This is a genomic window from Pyruvatibacter mobilis (genome assembly GCF_012848855.1).
In the GTDB taxonomy this organism is placed as follows: Bacteria; Pseudomonadota; Alphaproteobacteria; order CGMCC-115125; family CGMCC-115125; genus Pyruvatibacter; species Pyruvatibacter mobilis.
This window is the reverse complement of record NZ_CP051630.1, coordinates 472,401-499,276: the sequence shown is the minus strand read 5'-3', so window position 1 is coordinate 499,276 and position 26,876 is coordinate 472,401. Positions and strand designations below refer to the sequence as shown.

The following is a 26,876-nucleotide window of genomic DNA, read 5'->3' as shown; positions in this document are numbered from 1 at the left end:
AGATAATGGCTACGAAGAACAAAGCTGATCTGACCAAGCTGAGCGGGCCCGACAAGGCCGCGGTCATGCTGCTCGCCCTCGGCGAAGAGCACGGCGCCCAGCTGTGGGAAATGTTCGACGATGACGAAATTCGTGAACTCTCCATGTCCATGTCGACCCTGGGCACGGTTGAGGCTGACCTCGTCGAGCAGCTGATCCTTGAATTCGTCTCCAAGATGTCGTCCACCGGCGCCCTTGTAGGCACCTATGATTCAACCGAGCGCCTGCTCACCCGCTTCCTGCCGGAAGATCGCGTGAACATGGTGATGGAAGAAATCCGCGGCCCCGCGGGCCGCACCATGTGGGACAAGCTCGGCAATGTGAACGAGGTGGTGCTCGCCAACTACCTTAAGAACGAATACCCGCAGACGGTGGCCGTTGTGCTGTCGAAGATCCGCGCCGACCACGCTGCCAACGTGCTCGGCGCCCTGCCCGAGGACTTCTCCATGGAAGTCGTCAACCGCATGTTGCGCATGGAAAGCGTGCAGAAGGACATTCTCGACAAGGTCGAACACACCCTGCGCCAGGAATTCATGTCGAACCTGGCCCGCACCAACCGCCGCGACAGCCATGAGTCGATGGCCGAGATCTTCAACAATTTCGACCGCCAGACCGAAAACCGCTTCATGACCGCGCTGGAAGAGCGCAACCGCGACGCCGCCGAGCGCATCAAGGCCCTCATGTTCACCTTCGAGGATCTTGCCAAGCTAGACCCGGGTTCCGTTCAAACGCTCCTGCGCGCTGTCGAGAAGGACAAGCTGGCCCTCGGCCTCAAGGGCGCCTCCGACACCCTGCGCGACCTGTTCCTGTCCAACATGACCGAGCGCGCCGCCAAGATGCTGCGTGAAGACATGGAGATGATGGGCCCCGTCCGCCTCAAGGACGTCGACGAAGCCCAGATGATGATGGTCAACATCGCCAAGGACCTCGCCAACAAGGGCGAGATCATGCTGGCGGAAGGCGGATCGGAGGACGAGCTGATCTACTGATCCGGACACGGATGAGAAAGACACAGCGGACCGGAAGCCATGAGCAATCCCGCCATCATCAAACTGCAGGAAGCCACGCGATTCAGCTTTGATCGCGACCTTGCCGCAGGCCCGGATGAAAAGCCGAAGAAGCAGGAAGAGAAGAAAACCTTCTCCGAAGAGCAGGTCGAGCAGGTCCGTGCCGAAGCCTATGCCGCCGGCAGCGAGGCTGCCCGCGCTGACGAGGAGCTCGAACTGTCCCGGCAGATCGCCGCAGGCGCCAACCTTGTGGCCGACCAACTCGGCAAGCTGCTTGAGAACCTGCGCAGCGAGCGCGCCCATCTGCGTGAGGAAGCAGCCGACATCGCCCTCACCATCGCCCGCAAGCTGGTGCCTGCGCTCATAGACACGGCACCCGCTGCCGAAATTGAAAACGTGCTGGTCCACGCCTTTGCGCTGCTGCGCGACGAGCCCCGCGTCGTCGTCCACGTGACGCCGGATCAGCTCGACCTGCTTGAGCCGCGCATCAACGAAATCGCGTCCGAGCACGGCTTTGAAGGCCGCCTCATCGTGCGCGTGGATGAGGAGATCGCCCTGGGCGACGTCCGCATCGAATGGAGCAAGGGCCACATCACGCGCGACACGCCGGCCCTGGACAGCGAGATCGAAACCATCGTGCGCACCTATCTGAGCGCACCGGGAACAGACGACAACGGCCAGACGGATTTCTTCGCCCTGTTGGGCAAACAGTAACACCCCTGCCTGCGCGGACGGCATCAGCCGCCGCACGGGACGGACCCGAGGAGAAAGTGAATGAGTGACGAGACTGATATGGAGCTGGACGAGCTTGCCGCTGGCGGCGAGACCGAGGCCCAGCCCTTCACGCCCTCAGACGCCGAACTACCCGTACCCGCCGACGATGCGGCCATGGACGGGGAAGGAAGCGAAGACGGCACCCAGCAGCGCTATGCGTCGGACCTGGAAGCTGTGTTCGATGTGCCTGTGAACGTCTCTGCCGTGCTTGGCAAGACGCATATGGAAGTCAGCCAGCTTCTCAAGCTCGGCCGTGGCGCTGTCGTGGAACTCGACCGCAAGGTCGGTGAGGCCATCGACATCTACGTCAACAACCGTCTCGTTGCCCGCGGCGAAGTGGTGGTTGTCGATGAGCGCCTGGGCGTGACCATGACCGAAATCATCAAGGGCGGAAACGCGGCCTAGGGCCCGGACCGGAAACACATCCACATGCGCGCTTCGCTCACCACATTCGCAGCCCTTCTCGCCAGCTTCGGTCTGCTGGCCGCGGCCCTCACCCTTGAGGGCAATGCCGGTGCGTTCCTCGACGCCCGCGCGGCGCTGATCGTGCTTGGCGGCACCTTGGCTGTGACCATGATCTCGTTTTCCCCCGCGGAAGTGATCATGGCGATGCGCGAAACAGGCTCCGCCCTCAACACCGCCCGCGCGGACCGCCGCGCCGCCGCCGACCGGATGCTCAAGATTGCCGAACGCTCCCGCAAGGACGGTCTCCTCGCCGTCGAGCGCGTGCTGCCGCAGCTCCGCCGCGACCCCTTCCTCAAGCGCGCCCTGGGCATGCTGGTGGATGGCATCACCGTCACCGAAGTCGAGCGCATGCTGGAGGATGAGCGCCGCGCCACCGTCCAGCGCCGTCTCGACAGTGCAGAGATCCTGCGCCGTGCCGCGGACATCGCGCCGGCCATGGGCCTCATCGGCACCCTTGTGGGTCTCGTCCAGATGCTCGGCCAGCTTAACGATCCGTCGGCCATCGGCCCGGCCATGGCCGTGGCCCTGCTCACCACATTCTACGGCGCGGTCCTGGGCACCGTGGTGCTCGCCCCCCTCGCCGCCAAGCTCGAGCGCGTCTCGAGCGATGAACGCGACCTGCTCGCCATCTACGCCGCCGGGGCTGCCGCCATCGGCCGCAAGGATCACCCCCGCCAGGTCGAACACACTCTCAACGCGCTGCTGCCCGAAGCCGAGCGCGTCCAGTATTCGCGTTAAGGAGAAACACCGATGCGTCTTCTTATTGTTGGTAGCCTCAACGGCCAGCTCACCACCGCCACCAAGATGGCCATGGATACGGGCGCCAAGGTTGTGCAGGTGGATACGGGTGCCCAGGCACTCGACGCCCTGCGCGCCGGCCAGGGCGCCGATCTGCTGATGGTGGAAGTCTCCAACGACATCGGCTGGCTCACCGCCCAGCTGCAGGCAGAGCGCATCGCCCTGCCGATCGTCGCCTGCGGCCTCGGCTCCGATGCCCGCGCCGCCGTCAACGCCATCCGCGCCGGCGCCAAGGAATACATCCCCCTGCCGCCGGACGCCAAGCTCATCGCCGCCGTGCTGGAAGCGGTCGCCGACGACAGCCACGCCCTGATCTACAAGGACGCCGTGATGCAGGACGTGATCCGTCTTGCCGACCAGATCGCGCCGTCCGAAGCCTCCGTGCTCATCACCGGCGAGAGCGGTGTCGGTAAGGAAGTGATGGCGCGCTACGTCCACCGTCACTCCAGCCGCAAGGACAAGCCCTTCATCTCGGTCAACTGCGCCGCGATCCCCGAGAACCTTCTGGAGTCCGAGCTGTTCGGCCACGAGAAGGGCGCCTTCACCGGCGCCGTCGCCCGGCGCATCGGCAAGTTCGAGGAAGCCGACGGCGGCACCCTGCTGCTGGACGAAATCTCGGAAATGGATGTCCGCCTGCAGGCCAAGCTCCTGCGCGCCATTCAGGAGCGCGAGATCGACCGCGTCGGCGGCACCAAGCCCGTCAAGGTCGACATCCGCATCCTCGCCACCTCCAACCGCGACCTGGTGGAAGAAGTGCGCAAGGGCACTTTCCGCGAAGACCTTCTCTACCGCCTCAACGTGGTGAACCTGTCGATCCCCGCCCTGCGCGAGCGCCCGGGCGACATCATCGAACTCGCCAACCATTTCGTGAAGCGCTACGCCGACGCCAATGGCGTGCCGGCCCGTCCCCTGTCGGAGACAGCGAAGACGCACCTCACCCGCCAGCACTGGTCCGGCAATGTGCGCGAACTGGAGAACACCCTCCACCGCGCCGTGCTGCTGGCCAATGGCGAGGAGATCGACGTCGAGGCCATCCGCCTGCCCGACGGCTCGCGCATCGACCAGACCGTGACGCCCACCGGGTCAGACCCTGTGGCCCGCGCCGCCCAGGTCGCCGAGAGTGTCAGCCGCAACCTTGTGGGCATGACCGTCGCCGACATGGAACGCGACCTCATCCTCAACACGCTGGACCATTGCCTCGGCAACCGGACCCATGCCGCCAACATCCTCGGCATCTCCATCCGGACGCTCCGCAACAAGCTCAACCTCTATGCCCAGCAGGGCGTCAGTGTTGCCGCGCCGGGCGAAGCCCGCGTCGCCGGCTGACCCAGCCCTTGCTGACCCGCTAACCGGAGCGCCCGCGGCCCATGTCCGACGCATCCCAGACATCCGAAGCACCCGCCGCAGGCGGCGGCCTTTTCGCAGGCCTGTCGCTCAACAGCATCGGCGCCGCCATTGGTGCGCGCTCCGAGCTGGCGCTGGCGCTTGGCGTGATGACGATCATCGTTGTCCTCATCCTGCCGATGCCGTCCTGGATGCTCGACTTCGCGCTCGCCATCTCCATCACCTTCTCGGTGCTGGTGATGATGACCGCCCTGTTCATCCGCAAGCCGCTCGAATTCTCGTCTTTCCCCACGGTGCTGCTGATCGCCACCATGCTGCGGCTGGCGCTCAACCTTGCCTCCACGCGCCTCATCCTCTCCGACGGTCACGAGGGCACCCATGCCGCCGGTGCTGTGATCGAGGCGTTCGGCAATTTCGTGATGCAGGGCAACTTCGTCATCGGCATCATCGTCTTCGCCATCCTGGTGATCGTGAACTTCGTGGTCATCACCAAGGGCTCGGGCCGCATCGCCGAAGTGGCTGCCCGCTTCTCCCTCGACGCCATGCCCGGCAAGCAGATGGCAATCGATGCCGATCTCTCCGCCGGTCTCATCGACGAGGAAACCGCCCGCAACCGCCGCGCCGAGCTTGAAGCCGAAAGCGCCTTTTACGGCTCCATGGATGGTGCCTCCAAGTTTGTCCGCGGCGACGCCATCGCGGGCCTGCTCATCACCTTCATCAACGTCATTGCCGGTGTCATCGTCGGTGTCGCGCAGATGGAGATGTCCTTCGCCGACGCCTCCACCACCTACACCCTGCTGACCGTCGGTGACGGCCTCGTCTCCCAGATTCCCGCCCTCATCGTGTCCACCGCCGCGGGCCTCCTCGTGTCAAAGGCAGGCGTTGACGGCGCCGCCGACGAAGCCCTCTTCGGTCAGCTCTCCGGCTACCCCCAGGCGCTCGGCATGTCGTCGGGTGTCATGGTCGTCATGGCCATGCTGCCGGGCATTCCCATGATCCCCTTCCTGCTCCTCGGCGGCCTCAGCGGCGGTGCCGCCTGGTATCTCACACGGGATGCCCAGAAGAAGGTCGAAGAACAGGAAGCCATCGAAGCGGCCGCCGCCGCCGAGGAAGCCGCAGCCCCGCCTGCGGAGGAGCCGATCTCCACGGCGCTGGCCATGGACGAACTGCGCCTCGAGCTTGGCTTCGGCCTCCTGCCCCTGCTGGAAGGCGACGGCGAAGGCCACACCCTGACCGAACAGGTAAAGGCCCTGCGCCGCCAGATCGCCCAGGACATGGGCTTCGTCATGCCGTCCCTGCGCATCCTCGACAACATGCAGCTGGAATCCACCGCCTACGTGGTCCGCGTGAAGGAAGTCGAAGCCGGTGCCGGCGAGCTTTATCCGGGCAAGTTCATGGTCATGGACCCCATGGGTGCCCCGGTCGACCTGCCGGGCGAACACACCACCGAACCCACCTTCGGCCTGCCCGCCACCTGGGTGGACCAGACCCAGCGCGAGGAAGCCGCCTTCCGCGGCCTGACGGTCGTCGATCCGGCCACCGTGCTGACGACCCACATCACCGAGATCATCAAGTCGCACATGGCCGAGCTCCTGTCCTATGGCGAGGTGCAGAAGCTGCTCGACGATATCGGCGACGCCAACAAGAAGCTGGTCGAAGACCTCGTGCCCGACCGCGTCTCGGTCACCACCGTCCAGCGCGTGCTGCAGCAGCTCCTCACCGAGCGCGTCTCCATCCGCGACCTGCCCACCATTCTGGAAGCCATCGGCGAGGCCGTCGGCTACACCCAGAGCATCACCCAGATCGTCGAGCATGTGCGCACCCGCCTCGCCCGCCAGATCTGCCACGCCCATCAGAGCTATGCGGGCTATCTGCCCCTCGTTGCCCTGTCACCGCAGTGGGAAGACGCCTTCGCCAACGCGCTCATCGGCAATGGCGAGGACAAGCAGCTCGCCATGCCGCCGAGCGACCTCCAGGACTTCATCCAGGCCCTGCGCATGGCGTTCGACCAGGCCGCGGCGTCGGGCGATGTGCCGGTGCTGCTCGTAAGCCCGGGCAACCGCCCCTATGTGCGCTCGGTCGTTGAGCGCGTCCGGCCGCAGACCGTGGTCATGAGCCAGGCCGAGGTGCACCCGCAGGCACGCCTCAAGACCCTGGCCCAGATCTAGGGTGGAGCAGGAATAATCAGTATGCGTCTCCGCCGTTTCAAAGCCGCCAATATGCGCGAGGCCATGGCCCGCCTGCGCGAGGAGATGGGCGAAACCGCCATCATCATCTCCACCGAAGACCTGCCCGATGGCCGCGTTGAGGTCACCGCTGCCTCCGAGCGCCGTAAGGACACATCCACGGACCGCAGACAGACCGAAGACACAGCCTTCAGCCCCGTGCGCGACCAGCTTGAAATGCGCCTCAAGGCACGCCGGCGCGGGGAAGCCCGCGCTGACGGCACCGCGCGCGGCCACGGCTTCGTCAGCGCCGACCTTGCCGCCATCCTGCAGGATCAGCGCATCCCCGAGCCCATGTCCGAGCGCCTGCTGAACGCGGCCTCCGCCCATGACGGTGACGATGCCGAGGCCGCCTTCGCCCATGCCCTCGGCATGGTCCTGAGCTTCCAGCCCATGGGCGAAAAGCTGCCCGGCTCCATCATGCTCATAGGCACGCCAGGTGCCGGCAAGACCGTGACCGCCGCCAAGCTTGCCGCCCGCGCCGTGCTGGCAGGCCAGCAGGTGGACTTCATCACAACCGACGCGGTGCGCTCCGGTGCGCTGGCCCAGTTCAAGGCCTATGCGGATGTGCTGAACCAGGACGTGGCGGATGTGCGCGGGCCTGACGAGCTGGCCCTGATGCTCGACACTCGCGCCGAACTGGGCCGCGCCCGCCCCTGCATCATCGACACGCCTGCCACAAACCTGCATGACCGCGCCGAACTCGATCATACCGCCCGCCTCGTGGTCGCCGGCCGAAGCGCCACGCCCGACAACATCGTTGAGCCGGTCGGCGTGCTGGCCGCAGGTGGCGACATCGACGATATGACCGAAGCCGCGCAGTACTTCGCCCAGCTCGGCTGCCGCCGGGTGATCATCACCCGTACGGATGCGACCCGCCGCCTGGGCGGCACCCTTGCTGCACTGGCTACCGCCCGGCTGGCGGCTGCCGAGTTCGGCATCAAGCCCTATCTCGCAGGCGGCCTCGCCGCCGCAACGCCGCGCCGCCTGGCCACGCTTGCCATCACGAAATCCGCCACCAGCGCCCCCCGGCCCAATATCCTGCCCCGTCGCCCCCTCGGCGATACGGAGGCTGACACATCGGGCGATCTTTTCGGCCCATCGGAGTCGACACCAGCATGAGTATCTCCCCCACCTCCACCCGCGCACCGGCAAGCGCCGCCGGCCACAAGAAGATCGTCACCATCGCCTCAGGCAAGGGCGGTGTCGGCAAGACCATGATCTCCACCACCCTGGCCCACAGCCTCGCCTTTATCGGGGCGCGCACCCTCTTGGTCGATTGCGATCTTGGCCTCGCCAATGTGGACGTGCAGTTGGGCATCACACCGGATCATGACCTCACAAGCGTGGTCGCCGGTGACACGGCGTTCGAGCAGGCAGTGACCCGCATCGCGGGCGACGCCAACGGTGCGGGTCGCGGCGGTTTCGACGTGCTGGCAGGCTCGTCCGGCTCCGGCGCGCTTGGCTCCCTGTCGCGCACCGAACTTGCCCGCCTGCGCCAGGGGCTCATGCTCATCTCCGCCCATTACGACAATGTGGTGGTAGACCTCGCCGCGGGCATCGACCCAGCGGTCACCATGTTCGCAGCCATCGAAGGCCCCACCCTCGTGGTGGTCACCGACGAACCCACCTCCATCACCGACGCCTATGCCTTCATCAAGGTCGCGTCGATGAATGTGCGCGACGGCGCCCCCCCGGCCGACATCCGCGTGGTGGTCAACATGGCCGAAACCATCGAGGCCGGCCGCAAGACCTATGAGGCCCTGTCGCGCGCCTGCGCGAGCTTCCTCGGCATCAGGCCAGCCCTTGCCGGCATTGTCCCGCGCGACGCCGCTGTGCGGGATGCCATCCGCCATCAGACGCCGCTTCTCACCCGCAGCCCCAAGGCACCAGCCGGGGCGGCGATTGCAAAAATGGCTGCTGCTTTCCTGCGCTGATCGCTGATTTCTGCGGATATTCCGCCCCCGCATCATTCCGGCAGTCAGGGCTTGTTGCATCCTCGCAACAGCATCTGTGCAAACCTGAAAATGTTGCGTAGTCTTTCCCCGCCAAACGGAAGCCCGGTCACATGGCTGATAAAGAACCGGGCCATGGTAACGGCAACGTCTAGGTCGTGAGCCTGAAGGGGGGTTCTTAATGGAAGACGCAACGCAGTACATCCAGCCGGTGCTGGATTTCTTCGCGGCTGGGTTCAATCAGGTCAATGCAATTCAGGGGATTATCATCGGTGTGCTGGCAGCCTTCGTGCTGAACCGGTATGCCCGCATTCTGGTTGTCGCACTCATCGCCACCATCGTGCATGTGGTCGTGGATACGGCCCTGCCGGTGATCCAGGGTGCCGAACTCAAGCTGCCGCCGCTGGCCGATCTTGGCTGGTGGCAATATGTGGCCACGCTCTATGTGGGCTACCTGGTGGTCATCACCGTGTTCTACATCCTGAAGAAGCTGCTTATTCGCGGCTGATCCGTCAGGACCAGGAAACATCAAAGGCCGCGGCGCTTTCGCTCCGCGGCCTTTTTGGTTTTGTCCGTGCGGTCTTGCCGGCTCAGCTGGCCGTGGCTGACTGCCGCTGGTGCAGGCCGATGGCCATCTCGTCCAGCTCCGCCTGTTCCCGGCGGCGGCTTTCGGCCTTGGCGCGGTTGCGCGCGCTTTCGTCCACCAGCTCCACCTTCTTCAGTTCCTCGAAAGCATCCGCCAGCCGCGCCCGCTCCGCTTCCACCTGCCGCGACAGCTCGTCGATCGACTGGCTCAGATTGTCCCGGCGCATGGAGGCATATTTGGCATAGGTCGGATAGGCGAAATGCCCCTCATCCGTGATGCCTGCCTTCTCCTGCTCATAGCGCACGCGCTTTTCCAGGTCTTCCTGCTCGCGGCGGAAGTCATCCAGCATCCGTTCCAGGTCGGCCACGCGCCGCTGGATCTCTTCAACCTGAAACCGCTGTACACGGATCAGTGACGTACGTGATTTCATGACCGTTCCCCCACACCAAACTGACTATTCATGCTGCCCGGCATCACCCGCCTCCGGCATGTCCATATCCATGTCACGGGACGCAGCACCGAGGATGCCGCCCAGCATGCCGAACCCGTCCTCAAGCGACGTAGCCTCGCCCTTCTGCTGAGACAGGAAGGCATCGAATTGCGGCGTCAGCTGCACCGCCTCGTCCACCAGCGGGTCCGACCCCTGCCGGTAGGCGCCGATGCGGATCAGCTCTTCCATGTCCGTATAGGCAGACATCAGCTCCCGCGCCCGGCGGACGAGGGCAAACTCCTCCTCCGACTGGCAGCCGGGCATGGTGCGCGACACGGATTTGAGAACATTGATCGCCGGGTAGCGCCCGCGCTCTGCAATAGCGCGCTCCATCACGATGTGACCGTCGAGAATACCGCGCACCGCGTCCGCCACCGGCTCATTGTGGTCATCACCTTCCACCAGCACGGTGAACAGCCCGGTAATCGAGCCCGATCCCTCGCGGCCCGGCCCCGCCCGTTCCAGCAGGCGCGGCAATTCCGAAAAGACCGTCGGCGTGTAGCCGCGCGTCGTCGGCGGTTCACCGCCCGACAGCCCGATTTCACGCTGCGCCATGGCAAAGCGCGTCAGGCTGTCCATCAGGCACAGGGCATCAAGCCCGTGATCGCGGAAATATTCCGACAGGGTCAGCGTCAGATAGGCCGCCTGCCGGCGCATCAGGGCGCTTTCATCTGACGTGGCCACGACCACCACGCTCCGCGCCAGGCCTTCCGGCCCCAGATCATCTTCAATGAATTCCTGAACTTCGCGCCCGCGTTCGCCGATCAGCCCGATCACCGACACATCGGCGGAGGAATAGCGCGCCAGCATCGACAGCAGCACCGACTTGCCCACGCCGGAGCCTGCGAAAATACCCATGCGCTGGCCACGGCACGCAGTGGCGAAGGCATTGAGCGCCCGCACCCCGAGATCGATCCGCTCCCCCACCCGCGCCCGCTGATGGGCCGGCAGAGGCTGCGCGCGCAACAGATAAGGCTCGCCGCCCTGGGCGATCGGGCCCTTGCCGTCGATGGGCTCGCCCATGGCATTCACCACCCGCCCCAGCCATGCCGGGGACGGATGAATGACAGGTTCCGCCGCATCAAACTTGGCAGGCGCTCCCATGCGCAGGCCTTCAATGGCCGCAAACGGCATCGCCAGTGCCCGGTTGTCCCTGAAGCCCACCACCTCACACGGCACGGCCTGGTCACGCGCTCCGGGCACAACCACGCGGCTGCCCAGGCTCAGCGCCGTCAGCGGCCCTTCGAGTTCGACCATCAGCCCGCGCACGGCGGCAACCGTGCCGTAATGCTCGATGGAGGACAGGCGCTCGATTTCGGCAAGCAGCGGCTTCATGTAGATGGCGACCCCGGAATTCGGTCCGGCCGGGGCAAAACGCCCGCCGGAGAGGGGTGAAGTCTGACGCCAAGCCGCTTAAGACCCGGTAAACCCTATCAACCGGTTACGCCAAAAATTGCGGATTGCAGGCCGCCAATCACGGAAATCGTGAAAAATATTGCATCAAAACGACCCGGAAACCCCGGATTTCCAACCATTTTCGCAACGCTTCGGAAAGACGCATTAAAAAAAGTAAGCGCCATTAAGCTTTGTTAACCATTTGCCCTTACCGTCCGAACAGGGATTAACTGGGGTTGCGGCGAATCACTAGCGGACGCCGGACCGATCTGACACATCGGCCCATTAATGAGCGGGCCACCGCCGCTTGAAGGGGAGCAAGGACATGCGGGTTCTTCTCATTGAAGACGACAGCGCCACCGCCCAGAGCATCGAACTGATGCTCAAGTCGGAAGGCTTCAACATCTACACGACAGATCTCGGCGAGGAAGGCATCGACCTCGGCAAGCTCTATGACTACGACATCATCCTTCTCGACCTAAATCTGCCGGACATGTCCGGCTATGAGGTCCTGAAGACCCTGCGCCTGGGCAAAATCGGCACGCCGATCCTGATTCTCTCCGGCATGGCCGGCATCGAGAACAAGGTCCGCGGCCTCGGCTTCGGCGCCGATGACTACATGACCAAGCCCTTCCACAAGGATGAGCTGGTCGCCCGCATCCACGCCGTGGTGCGCCGCTCCAAGGGTCACAGCCAGTCGGTCATCCGCACCGGCCGCCTGACCGTCAATCTCGACACCAAGACCGTCGAGGTCGAAAACCAGCGCGTGCATCTCACCGGCAAGGAATACCAGATGCTCGAGCTGCTCTCCCTGCGCAAGGGAACGACGCTCACCAAGGAAATGTTCCTCAACCACCTGTATGGCGGCATGGACGAGCCGGAACTCAAGATCATCGACGTGTTCATCTGCAAGCTGCGCAAGAAGCTGGCAGCCGCCACCGGCGGAGACCACTACATCGAAACCGTCTGGGGCCGTGGCTATGTGCTGCGCGACCCGGTCGAGGAAGAAGTGGCCGAGGCGGCAACCGCCTGACACGCCTTCAGGATACGCATCACCGCAACAACAAGGGCGGCTGCTTGGGGAAGCAGCCGCCCTTTTCGTTTCATGTGCCGTGTGCCGTCAGCACAGCGCCCCTCCCCGTCCGGGACAGGGCACCCGGCACCCTAACGGTTGAATGTTGATGTCGGCCGTGTCGGCGTAAAGGACGGACGCGGCGCCGTGCCGGTCGTTGCGCCGGTGGTGGCACCGGTCGCCGGCCGGCTGGCCAGACCCGTGGTGCCCATGCCCGCCCCGGCCGGAGCCGCAGGAGCACCCGCACCGACGGCCGCCTTCAGCGGCGCGGCGGCAGGGGCCGCGCCGTCGCCCAGGGCTTCCGGCTTGCGGGCATAAAGGCCGCGCGCGCCAGGCACCGGCTTGAAGGCATCCGTGATGCCGACCACGGTTTCCGCCGCGCCAAGCAGCAGGCAGCCGTCATCCGGCATCATGTCGGCCATCCGTTCGAGGATCATCTTCTTGGTCGGCTGGTCGAAATAGATCAGCACGTTACGGCAGAAGATGATGTCGAAGCGGCCCAGATGCGACAGCGGCTCAAGCAGGTTGTTCTCCTTGAACTGCGCCATGCGGCGGATCTTGGCATCGATCTGCCAGGTCTCGCCCACCTGGGTGAAATACTTCATCAGAAGCTGGATCGGCAGGCCGCGCTGCACCTCGAACTGGGTGTACATGCCCTGGCGCGCCCGCTCCAGAACCTCACGCGACAGGTCCGTGCCGAGCAGATCGAACGTCCAGCCCGTGGTGGCCGGGTTGTTGTCGATCAGCATCGCCAGCGAATAGATCTCCTGGCCCGTGGAGGCCGCAGCACTCCACACGCGCAGCTTCCGCTGCCCTGCCCGCGTCTTCATCATGTGCGGCAGGATGCGGTCAGAGAAGATGTCGAACGGGGTCTTGTCGCGAAAGAAGAACGACTCGTTGGTCGTCATCGCTTCCGTCACATCAGCCGCCAGCGCCTCGTTGCTGCCCATGCGCAGCGCCGACACGAGCTCGGAGATACCGCCAAGATTGTTCTTGCGGGCAATCGGCGTCAGCCGGCTTTCCAGCAGGTAGGTCTTGTCGTTCGAAAGAACCAGGCCGGAGCGCTTGCGCACGAGGCCGGAGAGGAAGTCAAACTCTTCTGGTGTCATCTCTATCTTCCTCCAAACTGCCGCGTGATCGTCGAGCAGATCTTCTCCAGCGGATAGACGCCTGAGCAGATGCCTGCCTGAGCACATGCGCCGGGCATGCCCCACACGACACTGGTTGCCTCATCCTGGGCATAAATCGTACCGCCGGCGTCGGCGATGATACGGCCGCCATCGCGCCCGTCATGCCCCATGCCTGTCAGCACCACTCCGAGCGAAGCCGCGCCGAAAATGGCCGCCACGCTTTCAAACATCGGGTCCACTGCCGGACGGCAGAAATGGACCGGCGGTTCCTGATCCAGCGCGATCGCCACGCTGGGACCGTCCTTTTTCAGGCGCATGTGGTAGTCGCCGGGCGCCACATAGATATGGCCTGCCTGCAACCGTTCCCCATGCTCGCCTTCCTTGGCCGGCAACCCGGACAGCTTGCCGAGCTTCTCCGCCAGGATTTTCGTGAAGGAGGGCGGCATGTGCTGGGTGATCACCACCGGCACCGCCTTGAGAGACGCCCCCGTCTTCTCGAACACATCGAACAAGGCCTGCGGCCCGCCCGTGGAAGAGCCGATTGCAAGAATGCGCGGCGGCACGGTGGACGGCTTGCGCAGGGCAATCTGCTGTGCCGCAGGCGCTACCGCTGCGGCCGGAGCTGCGGATGCAGCGGCGCGCTGGGTCGGCAGCGGCGCGGAGCCGTGCATGGCGCGCCGGGCTGTCGTGCCAAGCGCCCTGACCTTTACCAGGAGCTCGCGGCGGAACTCGTTCGAGCCCGCAATGCCGCGTGCGCTGTCCGGCTTGGGCACATAATCCGTCGCCCCCAGCGACAGCGCCTTGAGCGAGATATCCGCGTTCCGCAGCGTCAGCGTCGAGGCCATGATGACCTTGGTGCCGGGCGAAGCCTTGAGGATGCCCGGCAAGGCTTCGAGGCCGTCCATTTCCGGCATCTCGATATCCAGGATCATCACATGAGGCTTTACGCGGGCGGCAACGTCAATCGCCTGCTTGCCGTTGGAACAGGACCCGGCGATCTCGAGACCGTCTGTCTCGTCTATCCATCGCTTGACCAGCCCGCGGATGACCGCGCTGTCATCCACCATCACCACCTGGATGGCGCTGGTAGCAGCGCCCGGTCCGGCAGCGGCTGGCCGCGTCGGTTGGGTTGAGGGAGCAGCCTGTACCATTCGCGTCAGACCAGCCCTGCTTCGGAGAACTTCGCCTGCATGATGTCGCGGTCAAACGGCTTCATGATGTACTCGTTGGCCCCCGCACTGATGGCCTCGGAGATGTGCTGCATGTCGTTTTCCGTCGAGCAGAACACGACGATCACCTTGTCGCCGCCCTCGCGCTTGCGCAGCTCGATCAGGAAATCCAGCCCGTTCATCACCGGCATGTTCCAGTCCAGCAGGACCGCGTCCGGCATGTTGGCTTCGCAGGCCTGAAGCGCCTGGGCACCGTCTGCCGCTTCCTCGATCTGGAAATTCATTTCCTCGAGAATCCGGCGTGCCACCTTGCGGATCACCCGGCTGTCGTCGACGACAAGACACGTCTTCATGGGTCTCTTAGCCTTCTGCTTTGCGGCAGACCACGGCAGGGCCTGCCTGTTTCAATTGGCTACTGCCTTGCCCCCTCAGGCAGCAGTCGCCGCATTCTGCAATTCAAGTGCCTTGGTCACGTCGAGAACGACCATCAGGTCCTTCTCCAGCCGGTGCACACCGCAGGCAACCTGCTGCCAGCGCGGATGCAGGTTGGTCGGGCTACGCTCGACGTCGCTGGCCGGCAGGCTCAGCACTTCGCCGACGCTGTCGACCATGAGACCGAAGGCCTCGCCATTTTCCTCGATGCCCACGGCCATGCGGCTCGTATCGTCTTCCGGCACCGGCAGGCCCAGGCGCACGCGCATGTCGATGGCGGTCACGATGCGGCCGCGCAGGTTGAGCACACCGCGCACTTCCGGCACCGACATCGGAACCGCAGTCATGCGCTGCACCTCGAACACGTCCTGCACCACCGTCACCGGAATGCCGAACAGCTGTTCACCCACGAACACCGTGATGTATTCGATCAGGTCACCATCCAGATGAGCCATGTCCTGCTGGCTCTTCTTGGCGACAACTTCTGCTGCCTCGATGGTCATGCCGCTGCCCCTTTACCTTCGAGAGTTTCACGCAATACGTCGATCAGACCGTCGCGATCCGTCTTGGCCACATAGTCGGAGAAGCCGACCTGGTGACCGCGTTCGATATCTTCACGCGAGGTACGCGAGGACATGGCCACGATCGGGGTCTGCCCCCAGGCGCTGTCGCTCTTCACCGCCTCGGCGAAGTCGAAGCCGTCCATGCCCGGCATCTCGATGTCACTGATGATGACGTCGAACTGGGCACCGGCATCGCGCAACTGGAAGGCCTCATGCGGATCAGCCGCCGTGGTCACCTTGTAGCCGGCCACGTTGAGGAGCGGCGCCAGCATGTTGCGGAAGAACGGGCTGTCGTCGACCAGAAGCAGGCGCTTTTCCTGCGCGCCGTCCCGCTGCTGGTCCGCGCGGGCAAACCAGTCCTCGAAGGCAAGCGTCAGGAAGTGAGCCACGTCGATGATCTCGGTGGCCTTCTCGCGCACGATCGCGCTGCCCAGCATGCCCTGGCTCTGCGACGTGATGTCGAGGTCGAGCTTGGCGTCGATGACGTCCACGATCTCGTCCACCACAAGGCCCATGGAGCGGCCGTCATCGGTGAACACCAGCACCGGCTGGCGGCCTGCGTCGCGCATTTCCTGGCTCGGCATGACCTTCTGCAGCGGCATCAGCTTGCCGCGATACTGCACCACCGGCTTGCCATCGGACATTTCGATCTCGTCCACCGCCACTTCTTCAAGGCGCGTGACCAGCGACAGCGGCACGGCCTTCGGCTCGCCATTGCCGGCGCGGAAGATGAGCAGCGACGTGCGCTCATCACCGCCGAGGGCGACTTCGGTTTCCATGTCGTCTTCCAGCTGGTCGGCAACCTCGCGGTTGATGCACTGGGCAATACCGTTCGGGTCGATGATCATGATCACGCTGCCGTCACCAAGAATGGTGTTGCCCGAGAACATGGTGATATCGCGCAGCATGGTCGAAGACGGCTTGACCACGATTTCCTCGGTGTCGAAGACCGTGTCCACCACGATGCCGAACGTCGAATTGCCCACCTGGGACACGATGACGAAGCTCTCGCTGCGTTCGGCCGTAGACGGGCGCACATTGCCTTCCTCGTCCGGCTTGCGGTTCTTGTTCAGCAGCAGCAACTCGTCGAGATAGACCAGCGGCAGCAGGTTGTTGCGCAGGCGCAGCACCGGCGTGTCGTTGATCCGCTCGATGCGGGAGTCCGAACCCTGCTTGGCGCGGACCAGTTCCACCACCGCAAGCTGCGGAATGGCGAAGCGCTGCGCGCCCGATTCCACGATCAGCGAAGACACGATGGCCAGCGTCAGCGGGATCTTGATGGTGAAGGTGGTGCCCTTGCCGGCAACCGATGCCAGGTCGATGGACCCGCCGATCAGTTCGATATTGGTGCGCACCACATCCATGCCCACGCCGCGGCCGGACACGTTGGTCACGGCGGCAGCCGTCGAGAAGCCGGCGGCGAAGATGTATTTGTGGATCTGCGCGTCGGTCTTTTCATCCAGCTCGGCCGGCGTCGCCAGACCGTTCTCGATCACCTTCTCGCGGATACGCGCCGTGTTCAGGCCGTGACCGTCATCGGCGATCTCGATGATGATGTGACCGCCCTCATGATAGGCGCGCAGCGTGATGGTGCCGGTTTCCGACTTGCCATTGGCCACGCGGTCTTCCGGCATCTCCAGGCCGTGATCGGCGGAATTACGCACCATGTGGGTGAGCGGATCCTTGATCAGATCGAGCACCTGGCGGTCGAGTTCCGTATCGGCACCCACCATGTTGAGGTCGATCTTCTTGCCCAGGTCGTTCGACAGGTCGCGCACGATACGCGGCAGCTTCTGCCATGCATTGCCGATCGGCTGCATGCGCGTCTGCATCACCGCTTCCTGCAGCTCGGCCGTCACATTGGACAGGCGCTGCAGCGGCACCTTGAACTCGGAATCGTCAAGACGGCGGACCATTTCCATCAGCTGGTTACGGGTCAGCACCAGCTCGGAGACCATGGTCATCAGGTTTTCCAGCGTATCCACGTTCACGCGGATCGACTGGTTCGCCACGGAAGATTCGCGGGCCTGGGCGTCTTCGCCCTTGGCCGCAGTGGCCTTGCCGGCAGCTGCCGGAGCCTCGGCCTTCTTCGGAGCGGGCTTGGCTTCAGCCGGCTTGCTCTCGTCGCCCTTGGCGGCGGCGGCAGCCTTGGCAGCCAGCGCTTCCTCGGAGCCTTCAGTCGGATCCGGCGGTGCCTCGGCACCGTCTTCCGGCCCGGCGGCTTCCTGGAAGGCGCGCTCGAGTTCCTCCAGCGACACCTCACCCGGACGCAGGTCGCGTTCCGGCTCCTTCACCTCGATCGGCTTGTCTTCGGCTGGTGCGGCAGCCTCTTCCGCAGGCGCTGCCTCGGCAGCCTCGGCGGGCGCGCCGCCGTTCTCGGCAGCTTCGGAGAAAGCTTCAAGCTGCGAAATCAGGTCGCTGTCATCACCGGCCGGTTCGGTCTCGGTGGCTTCCAGCTCGCCCAGAATTTCTTTAATGCGGTCCAGCGTGTGCAGAATGACGGTCACCCCCTGACCGGTCACTTCCGCACCGTCGCGGTACTTGCCCATCAGGGTCTCGGCCGCATGCGCCAGCGCTTCCAGGCGCGGCAGGCCAAGGAACCCGCAGGTGCCCTTAACCGTATGCACCAGACGGAAAATGTTGGACAGGATTGCCTGATTGTTGGGCTCCTGCTCGAACTTGACCAGTTCGACGTCCACAACATCAAGGCTCTCAAAGGTTTCGGTCAGAAACTCGCGAAGAAGATCGTCCATGCTACCCCACCCCGGATATGGCAGGACGGGGGTCGCACAACGGACACCCGCCTAGTGGAGTGCGAGTGTTGGCTGGAAACCTTAAAAACCAGTGAAATAGCGTGCACTTGGCTGAATTAAACAACCATAACGCGCAAACTATCCGATCATACCATCTGGGAGTTCAGCGTCCGGGCCGTATGTGATGGTAAATGTGACCGGCCCTTCCTCCATCGCCTGCGCAACGGACAGCTTCGCATGAACCGCCCGGCACAGCAGGCCGATAAGGTAAGGCTGCACCGCACGGCTGTCGGGCAGGGACGACAGCTTTTCGCCCTGCGCGAGGTCCGCATGTTCGGGAATCCGGGCTTTCGTTCCGGTTGCAACCACCATCATGCCCTCATTGCCATCCTCGATGATGACCTTGAGGTCGCCGCCGCGCGGAATGGCACCAAGAGCGAACTGGAACACATTCATCAGGAGCTTGAGGCGGGTCTTGTGCAGCGCCCCGGGCTTGCTTTCCCAGGAGGCCGTCACCCGGCCGCCGCTCAACAGCCCGTCGGCTGCCTTGATGGCATCCCCGACCTCAATCATCGCCCCGGCTGAGCCGGATGCGCCAAAGGCAAGGCGGGCAAATTGCAGTTTGGCGGAGGCCTGGAGCGCGCTCTTGGCGATCAGCAGCAGCGCGTGCTCCCGCATCTCGTCGTCTTCTTCCTCCTCGAGCACTTCCAGCCCGTTGACGATCGCGCCCACCGGGCTGATCACGTCATGGCACACGCGCGAACACAGGAGCGCTGCGAATTCCAGCTCGTCCGGCTTGTGAGCATCCGGTGCAGCGCCCTCGCCGCCCGCATCATTGCTGCTGGGGGTCTCACCGAACGACATTTCGCCTGTCATGCGCCTGCTTCTCCCGATTAGCGGCTCCCGTGGCCCGATTCGGCCCACGCATTTTTGATACACTTCGAAAGCCAATCGTGCAAAGAAGGGCGCCCTTCCCGCCTGCCCGCCGCGCGCCGTCTCTCAGCATGTGCCTGCGCCGGCACAGCCGAACGAGGCCTCTCCCGTGTCCGACGCATCCCTTCTCAACGCCATCACCGACATCGCCATCGACGCCGGTGCCCGCATCATGACGCTGTATGAAAAGCCGATCGCGGTAACCGAGAAGGACGACAAGTCACCGGTGACGGAAGCCGACCAGGCCGCCGAGGACATCATCCTCGCCCGCCTCGCCCAGGCAGCGCCCGACATTCCCGTGGTGTCGGAGGAAGCAGCCGCCGCCGGCAACATTCCCGCCTTCGGAGACCGTTTCTTCCTGGTGGACCCGCTGGACGGCACCCGCGAATACATCAAGCGCAACGGCGAATTCACCGTGAACATCGCGCTGGTCGAAAACGGCGTTCCGGTCGCAGGCGTCGTCTACGCTCCCGCCCTGTCGCTGCTTTATGCCGGATCCGAGGGCACCGGTGCCTTTGAAAAAAAGGTGGATGCCCACCGCAAGGCGGATGCTGAGGCACCCCGCACCATCACCACGCGCAAGGGCCCGTCAGACGGTCTCATCGCCATCGCCAGCCGCAGCCACCGCGATCACAAGACCGAGGAATTCCTCAACCACTACAATGTGCGCGACATCGTGGCGGCGGGCTCGTCCCTGAAATTCTGCGTGGTCGCGCGCGGCGAGGCCGACATCTACCCCCGCCATGGCCGCACCATGGAATGGGACACCGCCGCAGGCCACGCCGTGCTGTCAGCAGCAGGCGGCAGCGTCACCCGCCTTGACGGGTCACCCCTCACCTACGGCAAGCTCGCCGACGACCTGGCAAACCCCTACTTCATCGCCAAGGGCGATCCGTCCGCCTACTGATTGTGTAGAGGTGCCTGGCCCGACGTCAGCAGCCGTCGCCCGCGGCAATTGCGGTCATCAGCTCCGGATCATTGATCTCGATCCGGTTGCCTTCCTTCAGCGTGATGACGCCGGTGGTCTTCAGCTTGGTGATTGACCGGCTTACGGTCTCCACCGTCAGGCCCAGATAGTCGCCCATGTCGCTGCGGCTCATCGGCACCCGCACGGGGTTGGACTCTTCCCCCCGGTCAGCCGCCCGCTGCGACAGCCACAGCAGGAAGGACGCAATGCGCTCCTGCGCTGTCTTCCGCCCCAGCAGCAGCATCTGCTCCTGCGCCGACGCAAGCTCCATGGAAGCCAGGTTGAGCAGGCGGTTTGAGAGCTTTGGGTAATCGGCGATCAGCTCGTCCATGCGCTCCGCCGGCAATACACAGGCATGCGCTTCTTCCAGCACTTCCGCGGTAAAGCCGTATTCTTCCTTCGGGCTCAGGCCCAGAAAATCGCCCTTGAACAGGAAGCCCGTGATCTGGCGCCGGCCATCCGGCAGCAGCTTGTAGAGCTTGAGCGCGCCATCCTGCACGATGAAGCAGGCCCCCGCCTCGTCCCCCTCAAAGAACAGGGCTTCGCCGGGCGCATAGGTCTGGTTCTGAGTGAGTTTTGACAGCCGCCCCAGTTCATCGTCCGACATCACGGCGCACACGGCCCGCGAGCGCACATCGCAGCTGACGCAGGGAATGGACGTATCCCTGGGCAGGGAGGGTGACAAGGCATCCGCCGCTGCGCTTCCCCCCGGCATGGCGGTCGTCTCCGTCGCAAAATCCTGCATGGGAAATGCCTTCAGCCCGATGATTTGATCTGCGTCAAATCTACCCGCGCACAGCGGGTTGGGCAAGCAGAGCGCCTGCGCCAATTCTCGGGCAGAGGGTCGCAGCCTGCCTGTCCGCAACGCGGTCCGTATCGCCGACCCGCAACGCTGTTCCGCACACATATGAAGGAGAGTGGCCGGCAGCGGCTCCCGTCCAAGCCCCCCGACAAGAGGGGAGCCGCGCCGGCCCATCCGCTGCGTGGCGCGAGCGGATCCGCCGGCAAGTTCGTGTCCCGATATGCCGGCACCCTCACCAGAGCAACATGGATGCCAGACCGGAACCCGTGGCTTTTCACGCCCCGGCGCCCCGAAACGGGCCGCAGATACGCATGAGCCGGAGACATCACCATGTCCCCGGCCCGTAACCTGTCCGAAAACGGAACAGTGATTAGAATTTCGGTAAGTCTGTGTGCAGCCGGCCGGCCTTACTTGCGCCGCCAGCCGGAGCCGTCATTCACATAGGTCCCCGCCGGGGCCTGCTCGATCAGCTTCTTGCCGGCGAGCTGCTCCACCACCGTCAGCGACGTGCCTTCCTTGGCAGCAATATCCGCGTAATGCGACTTGCGGCCGAGATTGACCCCATCCCCCAGCTGCTTGACCGCAGCCGACGGCGCGGAGGGATAGCCCACATAGCCCGTCGCCATTTCGCCGATTAGCCCCTGGGACTTGGCATCCGACAGGGTCAGCGCCATGGCCTGCGACAGGGCCGCGAAGGCCACGAGGATCGTCGCCGCCATCAGGGTAATCAGGCCAGACCTGCGGAGCGGGGCTGACGCCTGCGCGGCAACGGAACGGTTGAATGCTGTCATGACGGGTCTCCTAGAACAGGTCCGGATTGTTGGCGATCACGCTGTCGAGTTCGCGATCCACCTTGATCCGCACTTCCTGCTCGATCTTCACATTGAGATTGATCTCGATGGGCTTGTCCGGCGCCTGGACCTTCACCGTCGGCGTGCAGGCCGCAACCAGCAGCGCCACGGCCGCAATGCCAGCAGCGGCGGATGCCCTGCCCGGCCTGTTTTTGAGTGATCCGTTCATTTCACCCTTCCATGTCATCGGCCCAGTCCAGCAGAACAGGCCTGAACCGCACCTGAATGGCGCCTCGGCGCGCATCAGCCTAGGGGCCCGGCGGCACCCGTTCAATCGTCACACCACCGGTTTGATCCGTGCCCCGCACAACATCAAGCGCCCTGAACCCAACCGTACCACGCCGCAACAGTTCCAGAAATGCGCCTTCCGTGCGGATCGTCAGATGCACCGGATAGCCCTCCAGGAGCTCCGGATTGGCCCCCTTGAGTTCCACCGTCAGCGCAAGGTCGCCATCCATCGGCCCGTCCAGCTCCACGCTCAGCACCTCGAAGCGGAAATTCTCAAGTGCCTTGAAGGCGATATTCGCCCCTTCCGAGCGCTCGGCAGCGGCATCCGTCCCGGCGGAGGAATAGCGCAGCACGCCGCCCGGCTCCGCCGCCAGCCGCGCCTTGGTGATGAACACCGTCCCGTCGCGGATCTCGATCGGCACCCGCCCCCCCAGCGTCCCTTCGCCCGACAGGCCATCCATGTCGATCAGGGTCAGCAGGGTCGCGAGATTGACCTGCAGCGCCGCAAGTTCCGCATGCTGAACGCTGGCCCGCGTGTTAAGCGCCCCCGATGTCAGCACCAGCTGCCCGTCCGCAAAAGGCCACTGCGCGTTCTCGATCACCACATCCCCGTTGTCACCCACCGTCACCAGGGCAACACCCCCGGTAATCGGCACGCCGGGATCGACAACGCCGATCGCGATCGCCTGCGGCCCCTTTGTGCGCACCGGCACGAGGCTCGAAAACTCAAGCGTGCCCGAAATGCCCTCAAAGCGCGCCGCCGACGCCTGCAGCCCAAGCCCCTCCATCTCGACGGTCGCCCCGGAGGCAGACACCCCGTTCCGCGTCCAGCTGAGCGACCCATCCACACTCGCCTGCCCGTTCACCGCCGCCACGACCCCGCGCAGGACAGGCGCCAGCGCCTGCGGCTGCATGCCCTTCTCCGAAAACAGCAATGTCCCCGTGCCGAAACTCAGCCGCCCGCGCCCGCTGCGCAGATCATGAGTGACAGTGCCGCGCGCCAGCGACTGCCCCGCAGGCAGCGCCACACGCACCGGCCCGCTGATCCGTCCCTTTGTCCAGCCATCCTCGCCCAGCGCATCAAGCGACAGGTCAGCCGATGCCACCACCGGCGCAAACCGCGGGGCCGCCTGCAGATCGCGCATGTCAGCCCGCGTCAGGTCCAGGCGCCCGGCCTCCCCCGCATGCCCCGGCGCCAGCGTCACCCGCCCCCGCAGGCCCGCAAGCTCGATTCCCTGCCCCGGCAACCGCAGCTTGCCGCCGGACATATCCGCCGACACCACCAGCCCGCGATCCGCGTCCTGCCGCGCGTCAATGGCAAGATCCGGCATCTGCCCGGTCACCAGCGTGCCGTAGGAAAACCCCTCGACCTCCGCCAGCGCCCGCACCGTCCAGGCAGGCTCACCCGCCGCCGGGCCAAGGCGCAGCCCGGCCACGTCGCGCCCGCCATCCGCACACAGATCAATGGACTTCGCCCGGATCGGCTGCGCCCTGTCCCAGACAAGATCGACCCGGCTGCACGCCGGAAGCGCCAGCCGCAGCAGACCCTGATCATAGGTCATCCCGATATCGAGACGTCCGGACGCCTCCCGCAGCGGCAGGTCGTCCCCGTCCCGCCGCACAAAGCGGAGATCACCGGACAGCGTGCCGGTTCCGCCCTCAAGCCCCGGCGCTTCAAGCGCAATCGCACCCTTGGCCAGCGCCAGCCGCCCCGGCAGGCCCGGCAGGTCAATCTCCGCCTCAAGCGCGTCGGCCGCCAGCTTGATCCACTGCCCGGACATCCCGGCTGTAATGTCACCGGACAAGGAGACCGCATCGCCCGCGACCCCGAGCGTCAGCTCCGCCCGCGGATGCGTGGACAGATCAAGCATCCCGTCCACCGTCACCACATGCGGGCCTTCCGGTGTCGCCAGCGCCAGCTGCGCGTCCGTCACCTCAATCCCGTCAAGCGGCAGATCGGCAAATCCGCCGGACGCCCCGGCACCCTCACCACCGCTGAACCGTGACAGCAACGGCAGATGCACCGTGCCGTCTTCGGTCACTTCCCCGGCAAGACGCACGCTCTCCAGCACCAGCCGGTCCGCCCGGCCGCGCAATAGCCCGGCCACGTCATAGGTCACGCGCGCAGCCCCCACCGTCAGATCAGGCGACGTGTTCTCGTCAGTGCCAGTGCCAGTGCCAGTGTCCGTATCCGTAGCCGCCAGCGTCAGGCCGGTGAGGCTGGCCTCGCGCCAGCCGATGCTGTCGATCGTAAAATCAACGCCCGCGATCCCCGCATTCTCAGCCAGCTGAACAATCACTGGCCGGGCAAGCACCGGCAGATACACGAGCGCGGCCCCGATTGCCGCGCCGGTCACCAGCAGGAAGACGAACACCCAGGCAAGCAGCCGCCGTCCCCGGCGCCGCTTCCTGCCGCCCGGTGGCGCTGGAGCGGCGTTCCCTGCTCCCTCTGCCTCGTGCCGGTGATCCGTCAAAATCCGCTGCCTGCCTTATTGATGCCGAACCATCGCCGGAGTGTAGCCGCCGCCTGCATGATGACGCATGGATGAATGCAAGTTTATGTCATTTACCTCGTGCGGAAATGCGGCATGTACAAGCCCAGCCGCCCGCGTTATCGAGGAAGGCAGACAGTATCAGGCCTCAGGCCGCCAGCACTGACACCCGGCAGAGCAACAAGACCGGCAGACTGGCGGTTCCGCCGGTGCCCGCCCTAGGCAGGCAGGCACGGCCCGGCCCCGGACGACCCTGGCTCCCTGGAGCCAAAGTGAGGAAGCACCAAGAATGACCATCCCGTTCCTGCCGCGTATTGCATTCATCTTCTCAGCGCGCCCGGCCGTCACCGCGGCCCTGGCCGTGGCAGCCGCCATCGCCCTGTTCGGCGCCTCCGCCTCCCCCGCCCACGCCCAGTGGGTCTCCACCAAGGAGCTGGTCGACACATATTGCGACAGCAACGACGCGGAACATGCAGCCTTCTGCGCGGGTTATGTCGCCGGGTCATTGCATGTGCTGATGGCGCCGCCGAACATGTTCCCCAAGGGTCGGTTCTGCATCGATGTGGAAAAGCAGCCCAAGCTCTCGGCCATCGCCGAACGCCTGGTGAAGCTGCGCAAGGAGGAGCCGGAGCTTGAAGCCACCCCGGCCTTCACGGTTATCGCCGCCATCATCGAACGCGGATTCCCCTGCCCGGAGGAAGTGCTCGAGGCCACCGACGCACCGGCGGACCCCGCTCAGCAGAGCGCCCCGACCGATCTCTTCGGCCTGCCCGCTGAAGAGTAATTCCCATCCGGTCAGGCAGCCGGGCAGATGGCCCGGCCCACGCCTGACCATGATCTGGAGTGAGCCCTCATGATCCCGTCACGCCGCCCAGCCCGCAGCCGTGCCGCCGCCGCAACCGGGCAATCCGCGCTGGCCGTCATCACCATCGTCACAGCGCTGGTGATGGCTGCCCTGCTGATCGCGGCCGGTACCGCCCGCGCCGAAGACACCGCCGCATCGGGCGACACCTATTCCAAGGATGAAGTCCTGCAGGCCGTCGAAGGCTTCTTCGGGGACGTCTCCGAAGACATGGCCCGCGCTGTCGACAAGGTCTTCGCCGACCAGGGCCGTCCCAATGCCTATATCGTCGGCGAAGAAGGTGCCGGCGCCATCGGCGTCGGCCTGCGCTACGGCTCCGGCACGCTCAACATGAAGCCCGGCCGGGTGAAGAAGGTGTACTGGCAGGGCCCTTCCATCGGCTGGGACATCGGCGGCAACGCCTCCAAGGTGTTCACCCTGGTCTACAATCTGCCGAATGTGGACAGTATCTACCGCCGCTTCCCCGGCGTGGAAGGCTCGCTATACGTGATCGGCGGTGTCGGCGTGAACTACCAGCAGGCCGGCGACACCATCCTCGCTCCCATGCGCGCCGGTGCAGGCCTGCGCGCAGGTGCCAATGTCGGCTATCTGAGCTACACCCGCGAGCGCAAGATCCTGCCCTTCTGACGCAGGCTCCCCCCCTGAAACAAAAAGCGCCGGCCTCAGGGCCGGCGCTTTTCTGTGCGCGGAGAAACCCAGACCGTCAGTCGTCGTCCCGGTCCCGGCGCGTATCTTCATCGGCCCGGCCGCTGCGGCCACGCTCGTCTTCGTCTGCTTCCTCGACACGCTCTTCATAGGTCTCCGTGACATGGCCGGAATCAAACGATCCCTCCACCATCACGTCTTCCTCGATGAAGAAGTCGCCGGAAAAGAAGCTTTCCTGCGCCATCGCGCCGGACACGCTCATAAGCGCCGCAGCGGCAACCGCCGCGCAAAGCCTCGAAAGTGAAACGCCAAATCGCATGCCGGTGCTCATCCCTGGACGCTGCATGACCCATTCATGCCGAACTCAGGCAGGGCTGTGCAACCCCGCGTGAGATAATCAGCCTGACGGCAAATGGTTAAGAAGCCCGGCTGCGCTTGAGCTCGCGCAGAACCACCGCCACCCCGCGCACCGCAAAATAGCCGAGCGCACCGGCCACCAGCGCCACGAACGGCCAGTCGGCAAGGAAGCCCGACACCTGCATCGCCGCATAAGCCAGCACCGCAACTCCGGCCCACGCGCCCAGCGCCGTCTTCCGCCCGCCATCATCGAACCATTCAACACCGCTGCCGTTCGGCTCATCCAGCGTGTCAGGCACGCCGGGATCATCGGGCACGGGAGGCGGCACGATCACCGCGGGCGACACCGCAGCATCCGGCCGCACCTCCTTCACCGCCACCGCCGCATCGGCAGGTCGGGGCTTATCCGCAGGTCGGGGCTTATCCGCAGGTCGGGGATCGTCTTCGGTCGGCATGGGCACTCCGTTGTCACGGGGCGTTGGGCCAAGAGCTTAACGGTATTTCACCATGAAGGTGGCAAGTTTTCCGGCTTTTTGGCAGTC

Annotated in this window: 27 protein-coding genes; 13 read left to right on the top strand and 14 right to left on the bottom strand. The window is 64.8% G+C overall.

All coding sequences use genetic code 11. The features are described 5' to 3' along the window. The first annotated feature begins 5 nt into the window (after positions 1-5). The 9 genes from fliG to HG718_RS02290 all read left to right on the top strand — a co-directional run bounded on the left by fliG (position 6) and on the right by HG718_RS02290 (position 9,115). Positions 6-1,028: a flagellar motor switch protein FliG gene (gene fliG / locus HG718_RS02330; protein ID WP_027841368.1), complete on the top strand. Its 1,023-nt coding sequence runs from the start codon at positions 6-8 to the stop codon at positions 1,026-1,028. A gap of 39 nt (positions 1,029-1,067) precedes the next feature. Then, positions 1,068-1,760 carry a FliH/SctL family protein gene (locus tag HG718_RS02325; RefSeq protein WP_160588707.1) on the top strand — a complete coding sequence of 231 codons (693 nt, stop codon included), beginning with the start codon at positions 1,068-1,070 and terminating at the stop codon, positions 1,758-1,760. Positions 1,761-1,934: 174 nt separating this feature from the next. Continuing rightward, positions 1,935-2,225 carry a flagellar motor switch protein FliN gene (gene fliN / locus HG718_RS02320; RefSeq protein ID WP_205345713.1) on the top strand — a complete coding sequence of 97 codons (291 nt, stop codon included), beginning with the start codon at positions 1,935-1,937 and terminating at the stop codon, positions 2,223-2,225. A 24-nt stretch (positions 2,226-2,249) separates the two neighbouring features. Then, positions 2,250-3,023, top strand: coding sequence for a motility protein A (locus HG718_RS02315; RefSeq protein WP_160588709.1), 774 nt, complete (start codon positions 2,250-2,252; stop codon positions 3,021-3,023). 12 nt (positions 3,024-3,035) lie between these two features. Further along, positions 3,036-4,409 carry a sigma-54-dependent transcriptional regulator FlbD gene (gene flbD, locus HG718_RS02310; RefSeq protein WP_027841372.1) on the top strand — a complete coding sequence of 458 codons (1,374 nt, stop codon included), beginning with the start codon at positions 3,036-3,038 and terminating at the stop codon, positions 4,407-4,409. A gap of 41 nt (positions 4,410-4,450) precedes the next feature. Further along, a complete protein-coding gene (flhA, locus tag HG718_RS02305; RefSeq protein WP_160588710.1) occupies positions 4,451-6,595 on the top strand; it encodes a flagellar biosynthesis protein FlhA in 2,145 nt (714 codons plus the stop codon). Between the two features lie 21 nt (positions 6,596-6,616). After that, a complete protein-coding gene (locus HG718_RS02300; protein WP_160588711.1) occupies positions 6,617-7,774 on the top strand; it encodes a flagellar biosynthesis protein FlhF in 1,158 nt (385 codons plus the stop codon). Then, positions 7,771-8,589 carry a nucleotide-binding protein gene (locus tag HG718_RS02295; protein ID WP_160588712.1) on the top strand — a complete coding sequence of 273 codons (819 nt, stop codon included), beginning with the start codon at positions 7,771-7,773 and terminating at the stop codon, positions 8,587-8,589. Before HG718_RS02300 ends, HG718_RS02295 begins: the two co-directional genes overlap by 4 nt. Positions 8,590-8,788: 199 nt before the next feature. Then, positions 8,789-9,115, top strand: coding sequence for a hypothetical protein (locus HG718_RS02290; RefSeq protein WP_027841376.1), 327 nt, complete (start codon positions 8,789-8,791; stop codon positions 9,113-9,115). An 82-nt stretch (positions 9,116-9,197) separates the two neighbouring features. On the opposite strand, the gene fliJ is transcribed toward HG718_RS02290, so the two are convergent. Both fliJ and fliI read right to left on the bottom strand, forming a co-directional pair. Further along, the gene (gene fliJ, locus HG718_RS02285; protein ID WP_027841377.1) at positions 9,198-9,623 is read right to left on the bottom strand and encodes a flagellar export protein FliJ; all 426 of its coding nucleotides are present in this window, start codon (positions 9,621-9,623) and stop codon (positions 9,198-9,200) included. Between the two features lie 24 nt (positions 9,624-9,647). Then, entirely contained in the window at positions 9,648-11,018 is a 1,371-nt protein-coding gene (fliI, locus tag HG718_RS02280; RefSeq protein ID WP_160588713.1) for a flagellar protein export ATPase FliI, read from the bottom strand. Positions 11,019-11,403: 385 nt separating this feature from the next. Between fliI and ctrA the strand changes: the two genes are divergently transcribed. After that, positions 11,404-12,111, top strand: coding sequence for a response regulator transcription factor CtrA (gene ctrA, locus HG718_RS02275; protein WP_027841378.1), 708 nt, complete (start codon positions 11,404-11,406; stop codon positions 12,109-12,111). Between the two features lie 131 nt (positions 12,112-12,242). On the opposite strand, the gene HG718_RS02270 is transcribed toward ctrA, so the two are convergent. The 6 genes from HG718_RS02270 to HG718_RS02245 form a co-directional block, all read right to left on the bottom strand. Then, positions 12,243-13,259 carry a CheR family methyltransferase gene (locus HG718_RS02270; protein WP_160588714.1) on the bottom strand — a complete coding sequence of 339 codons (1,017 nt, stop codon included), beginning with the start codon at positions 13,257-13,259 and terminating at the stop codon, positions 12,243-12,245. A 2-nt stretch (positions 13,260-13,261) separates the two neighbouring features. Continuing rightward, complete coding sequence (locus HG718_RS02265; RefSeq protein ID WP_160588715.1) at positions 13,262-14,431, bottom strand: protein-glutamate methylesterase/protein-glutamine glutaminase; 1,170 nt, start codon at positions 14,429-14,431, stop codon at positions 13,262-13,264. Positions 14,432-14,436: 5 nt separating this feature from the next. Continuing rightward, entirely contained in the window at positions 14,437-14,802 is a 366-nt protein-coding gene (locus HG718_RS02260) for a response regulator (RefSeq protein WP_027841379.1), read from the bottom strand. Between the two features lie 75 nt (positions 14,803-14,877). Beyond that, positions 14,878-15,384, bottom strand: a complete 507-nt coding sequence (locus HG718_RS02255; RefSeq protein WP_244617792.1) for a chemotaxis protein CheW — start codon at positions 15,382-15,384, stop codon at positions 14,878-14,880. Further along, a complete protein-coding gene (locus tag HG718_RS02250) occupies positions 15,381-18,197 on the bottom strand; it encodes a hybrid sensor histidine kinase/response regulator (protein ID WP_160588716.1) in 2,817 nt (938 codons plus the stop codon). The genes HG718_RS02255 and HG718_RS02250 overlap by 4 nt, the downstream gene beginning before the upstream one ends. Before the next feature lie 138 nt (positions 18,198-18,335). Further along, positions 18,336-19,073 (bottom strand): histidine phosphotransferase family protein, encoded by a 738-nt coding sequence (locus HG718_RS02245; protein ID WP_244617793.1) that lies wholly within the window; start codon positions 19,071-19,073, stop codon positions 18,336-18,338. Between the two features lie 166 nt (positions 19,074-19,239). Between HG718_RS02245 and cysQ the strand changes: the two genes are divergently transcribed. Next, positions 19,240-20,037 (top strand): 3'(2'),5'-bisphosphate nucleotidase CysQ, encoded by a 798-nt coding sequence (cysQ, locus tag HG718_RS02240; protein ID WP_160588717.1) that lies wholly within the window; start codon positions 19,240-19,242, stop codon positions 20,035-20,037. 25 nt (positions 20,038-20,062) lie between these two features. On the opposite strand, the gene HG718_RS02235 is transcribed toward cysQ, so the two are convergent. From HG718_RS02235 to HG718_RS02220, 4 genes are all read right to left on the bottom strand, one after another. Then, a complete protein-coding gene (locus tag HG718_RS02235) occupies positions 20,063-20,812 on the bottom strand; it encodes a Crp/Fnr family transcriptional regulator (RefSeq protein ID WP_170080177.1) in 750 nt (249 codons plus the stop codon). 494 nt (positions 20,813-21,306) lie between these two features. Beyond that, complete coding sequence (locus HG718_RS02230) at positions 21,307-21,690, bottom strand: YdbL family probable chaperone protein (RefSeq protein WP_205345710.1); 384 nt, start codon at positions 21,688-21,690, stop codon at positions 21,307-21,309. Positions 21,691-21,700: 10 nt separating this feature from the next. Next, positions 21,701-21,919 (bottom strand): YnbE family lipoprotein, encoded by a 219-nt coding sequence (locus tag HG718_RS02225; protein WP_036265661.1) that lies wholly within the window; start codon positions 21,917-21,919, stop codon positions 21,701-21,703. A gap of 79 nt (positions 21,920-21,998) precedes the next feature. Further along, the gene (locus HG718_RS02220) at positions 21,999-24,353 is read right to left on the bottom strand and encodes an intermembrane phospholipid transport protein YdbH family protein (RefSeq protein ID WP_160588718.1); all 2,355 of its coding nucleotides are present in this window, start codon (positions 24,351-24,353) and stop codon (positions 21,999-22,001) included. Between the two features lie 406 nt (positions 24,354-24,759). Here HG718_RS02220 and HG718_RS02215 point away from each other — a divergent pair, with 406 nt between their 5' ends. Next, entirely contained in the window at positions 24,760-25,254 is a 495-nt protein-coding gene (locus HG718_RS02215; RefSeq protein ID WP_027843641.1) for a Rap1a/Tai family immunity protein, read from the top strand. A 69-nt stretch (positions 25,255-25,323) separates the two neighbouring features. Further along, positions 25,324-25,959 carry a DUF1134 domain-containing protein gene (locus tag HG718_RS02210; RefSeq protein ID WP_205345711.1) on the top strand — a complete coding sequence of 212 codons (636 nt, stop codon included), beginning with the start codon at positions 25,324-25,326 and terminating at the stop codon, positions 25,957-25,959. Between the two features lie 76 nt (positions 25,960-26,035). Here the strand turns inward: HG718_RS02210 and HG718_RS02205 are convergent, their stop codons facing one another. Both HG718_RS02205 and HG718_RS02200 read right to left on the bottom strand, forming a co-directional pair. Next, complete coding sequence (locus HG718_RS02205; protein ID WP_160588719.1) at positions 26,036-26,239, bottom strand: hypothetical protein; 204 nt, start codon at positions 26,237-26,239, stop codon at positions 26,036-26,038. 154 nt (positions 26,240-26,393) lie between these two features. Then, the gene (locus HG718_RS02200; RefSeq protein WP_160588720.1) at positions 26,394-26,789 is read right to left on the bottom strand and encodes a hypothetical protein; all 396 of its coding nucleotides are present in this window, start codon (positions 26,787-26,789) and stop codon (positions 26,394-26,396) included. Between the last annotated feature and the right edge of the window lie 87 nt (positions 26,790-26,876).

What these genes read in the sequence shown, in the direction of transcription:
- fliG (WP_027841368.1), top strand. Translation starts at nt 6, where the DNA reads ATGGCTACGAAGAACAAAGCTGATCTGACCAAGCTGAGCGGGCCCGAC.
- HG718_RS02325 (WP_160588707.1), top strand. Translation starts at nt 1,068, where the DNA reads ATGAGCAATCCCGCCATCATCAAACTGCAGGAAGCCACGCGATTCAGC.
- fliN (WP_205345713.1), top strand. Translation starts at nt 1,935, where the DNA reads ATGGACGGGGAAGGAAGCGAAGACGGCACCCAGCAGCGCTATGCGTCG.
- HG718_RS02315 (WP_160588709.1), top strand. Translation starts at nt 2,250, where the DNA reads ATGCGCGCTTCGCTCACCACATTCGCAGCCCTTCTCGCCAGCTTCGGT.
- flbD (WP_027841372.1), top strand. Translation starts at nt 3,036, where the DNA reads ATGCGTCTTCTTATTGTTGGTAGCCTCAACGGCCAGCTCACCACCGCC.
- flhA (WP_160588710.1), top strand. Translation starts at nt 4,451, where the DNA reads ATGTCCGACGCATCCCAGACATCCGAAGCACCCGCCGCAGGCGGCGGC.
- HG718_RS02300 (WP_160588711.1), top strand. Translation starts at nt 6,617, where the DNA reads ATGCGTCTCCGCCGTTTCAAAGCCGCCAATATGCGCGAGGCCATGGCC.
- HG718_RS02295 (WP_160588712.1), top strand. Translation starts at nt 7,771, where the DNA reads ATGAGTATCTCCCCCACCTCCACCCGCGCACCGGCAAGCGCCGCCGGC.
- HG718_RS02290 (WP_027841376.1), top strand. Translation starts at nt 8,789, where the DNA reads ATGGAAGACGCAACGCAGTACATCCAGCCGGTGCTGGATTTCTTCGCG.
- fliJ (WP_027841377.1), bottom strand. Translation starts at nt 9,623, where the DNA reads ATGAAATCACGTACGTCACTGATCCGTGTACAGCGGTTTCAGGTTGAA.
- fliI (WP_160588713.1), bottom strand. Translation starts at nt 11,018, where the DNA reads ATGAAGCCGCTGCTTGCCGAAATCGAGCGCCTGTCCTCCATCGAGCAT.
- ctrA (WP_027841378.1), top strand. Translation starts at nt 11,404, where the DNA reads ATGCGGGTTCTTCTCATTGAAGACGACAGCGCCACCGCCCAGAGCATC.
- HG718_RS02270 (WP_160588714.1), bottom strand. Translation starts at nt 13,259, where the DNA reads ATGACACCAGAAGAGTTTGACTTCCTCTCCGGCCTCGTGCGCAAGCGC.
- HG718_RS02265 (WP_160588715.1), bottom strand. Translation starts at nt 14,431, where the DNA reads ATGGTACAGGCTGCTCCCTCAACCCAACCGACGCGGCCAGCCGCTGCC.
- HG718_RS02260 (WP_027841379.1), bottom strand. Translation starts at nt 14,802, where the DNA reads ATGAAGACGTGTCTTGTCGTCGACGACAGCCGGGTGATCCGCAAGGTG.
- HG718_RS02255 (WP_244617792.1), bottom strand. Translation starts at nt 15,384, where the DNA reads ATGACCATCGAGGCAGCAGAAGTTGTCGCCAAGAAGAGCCAGCAGGAC.
- HG718_RS02250 (WP_160588716.1), bottom strand. Translation starts at nt 18,197, where the DNA reads ATGGACGATCTTCTTCGCGAGTTTCTGACCGAAACCTTTGAGAGCCTT.
- HG718_RS02245 (WP_244617793.1), bottom strand. Translation starts at nt 19,073, where the DNA reads ATGACAGGCGAAATGTCGTTCGGTGAGACCCCCAGCAGCAATGATGCG.
- HG718_RS02235 (WP_170080177.1), bottom strand. Translation starts at nt 20,812, where the DNA reads ATGCCGGGGGGAAGCGCAGCGGCGGATGCCTTGTCACCCTCCCTGCCC.
- HG718_RS02230 (WP_205345710.1), bottom strand. Translation starts at nt 21,690, where the DNA reads ATGACAGCATTCAACCGTTCCGTTGCCGCGCAGGCGTCAGCCCCGCTC.
- HG718_RS02225 (WP_036265661.1), bottom strand. Translation starts at nt 21,919, where the DNA reads ATGAACGGATCACTCAAAAACAGGCCGGGCAGGGCATCCGCCGCTGCT.
- HG718_RS02215 (WP_027843641.1), top strand. Translation starts at nt 24,760, where the DNA reads ATGACCATCCCGTTCCTGCCGCGTATTGCATTCATCTTCTCAGCGCGC.
- HG718_RS02210 (WP_205345711.1), top strand. Translation starts at nt 25,324, where the DNA reads ATGATCCCGTCACGCCGCCCAGCCCGCAGCCGTGCCGCCGCCGCAACC.
- HG718_RS02205 (WP_160588719.1), bottom strand. Translation starts at nt 26,239, where the DNA reads ATGAGCGTGTCCGGCGCGATGGCGCAGGAAAGCTTCTTTTCCGGCGAC.
- HG718_RS02200 (WP_160588720.1), bottom strand. Translation starts at nt 26,789, where the DNA reads ATGCCGACCGAAGACGATCCCCGACCTGCGGATAAGCCCCGACCTGCG.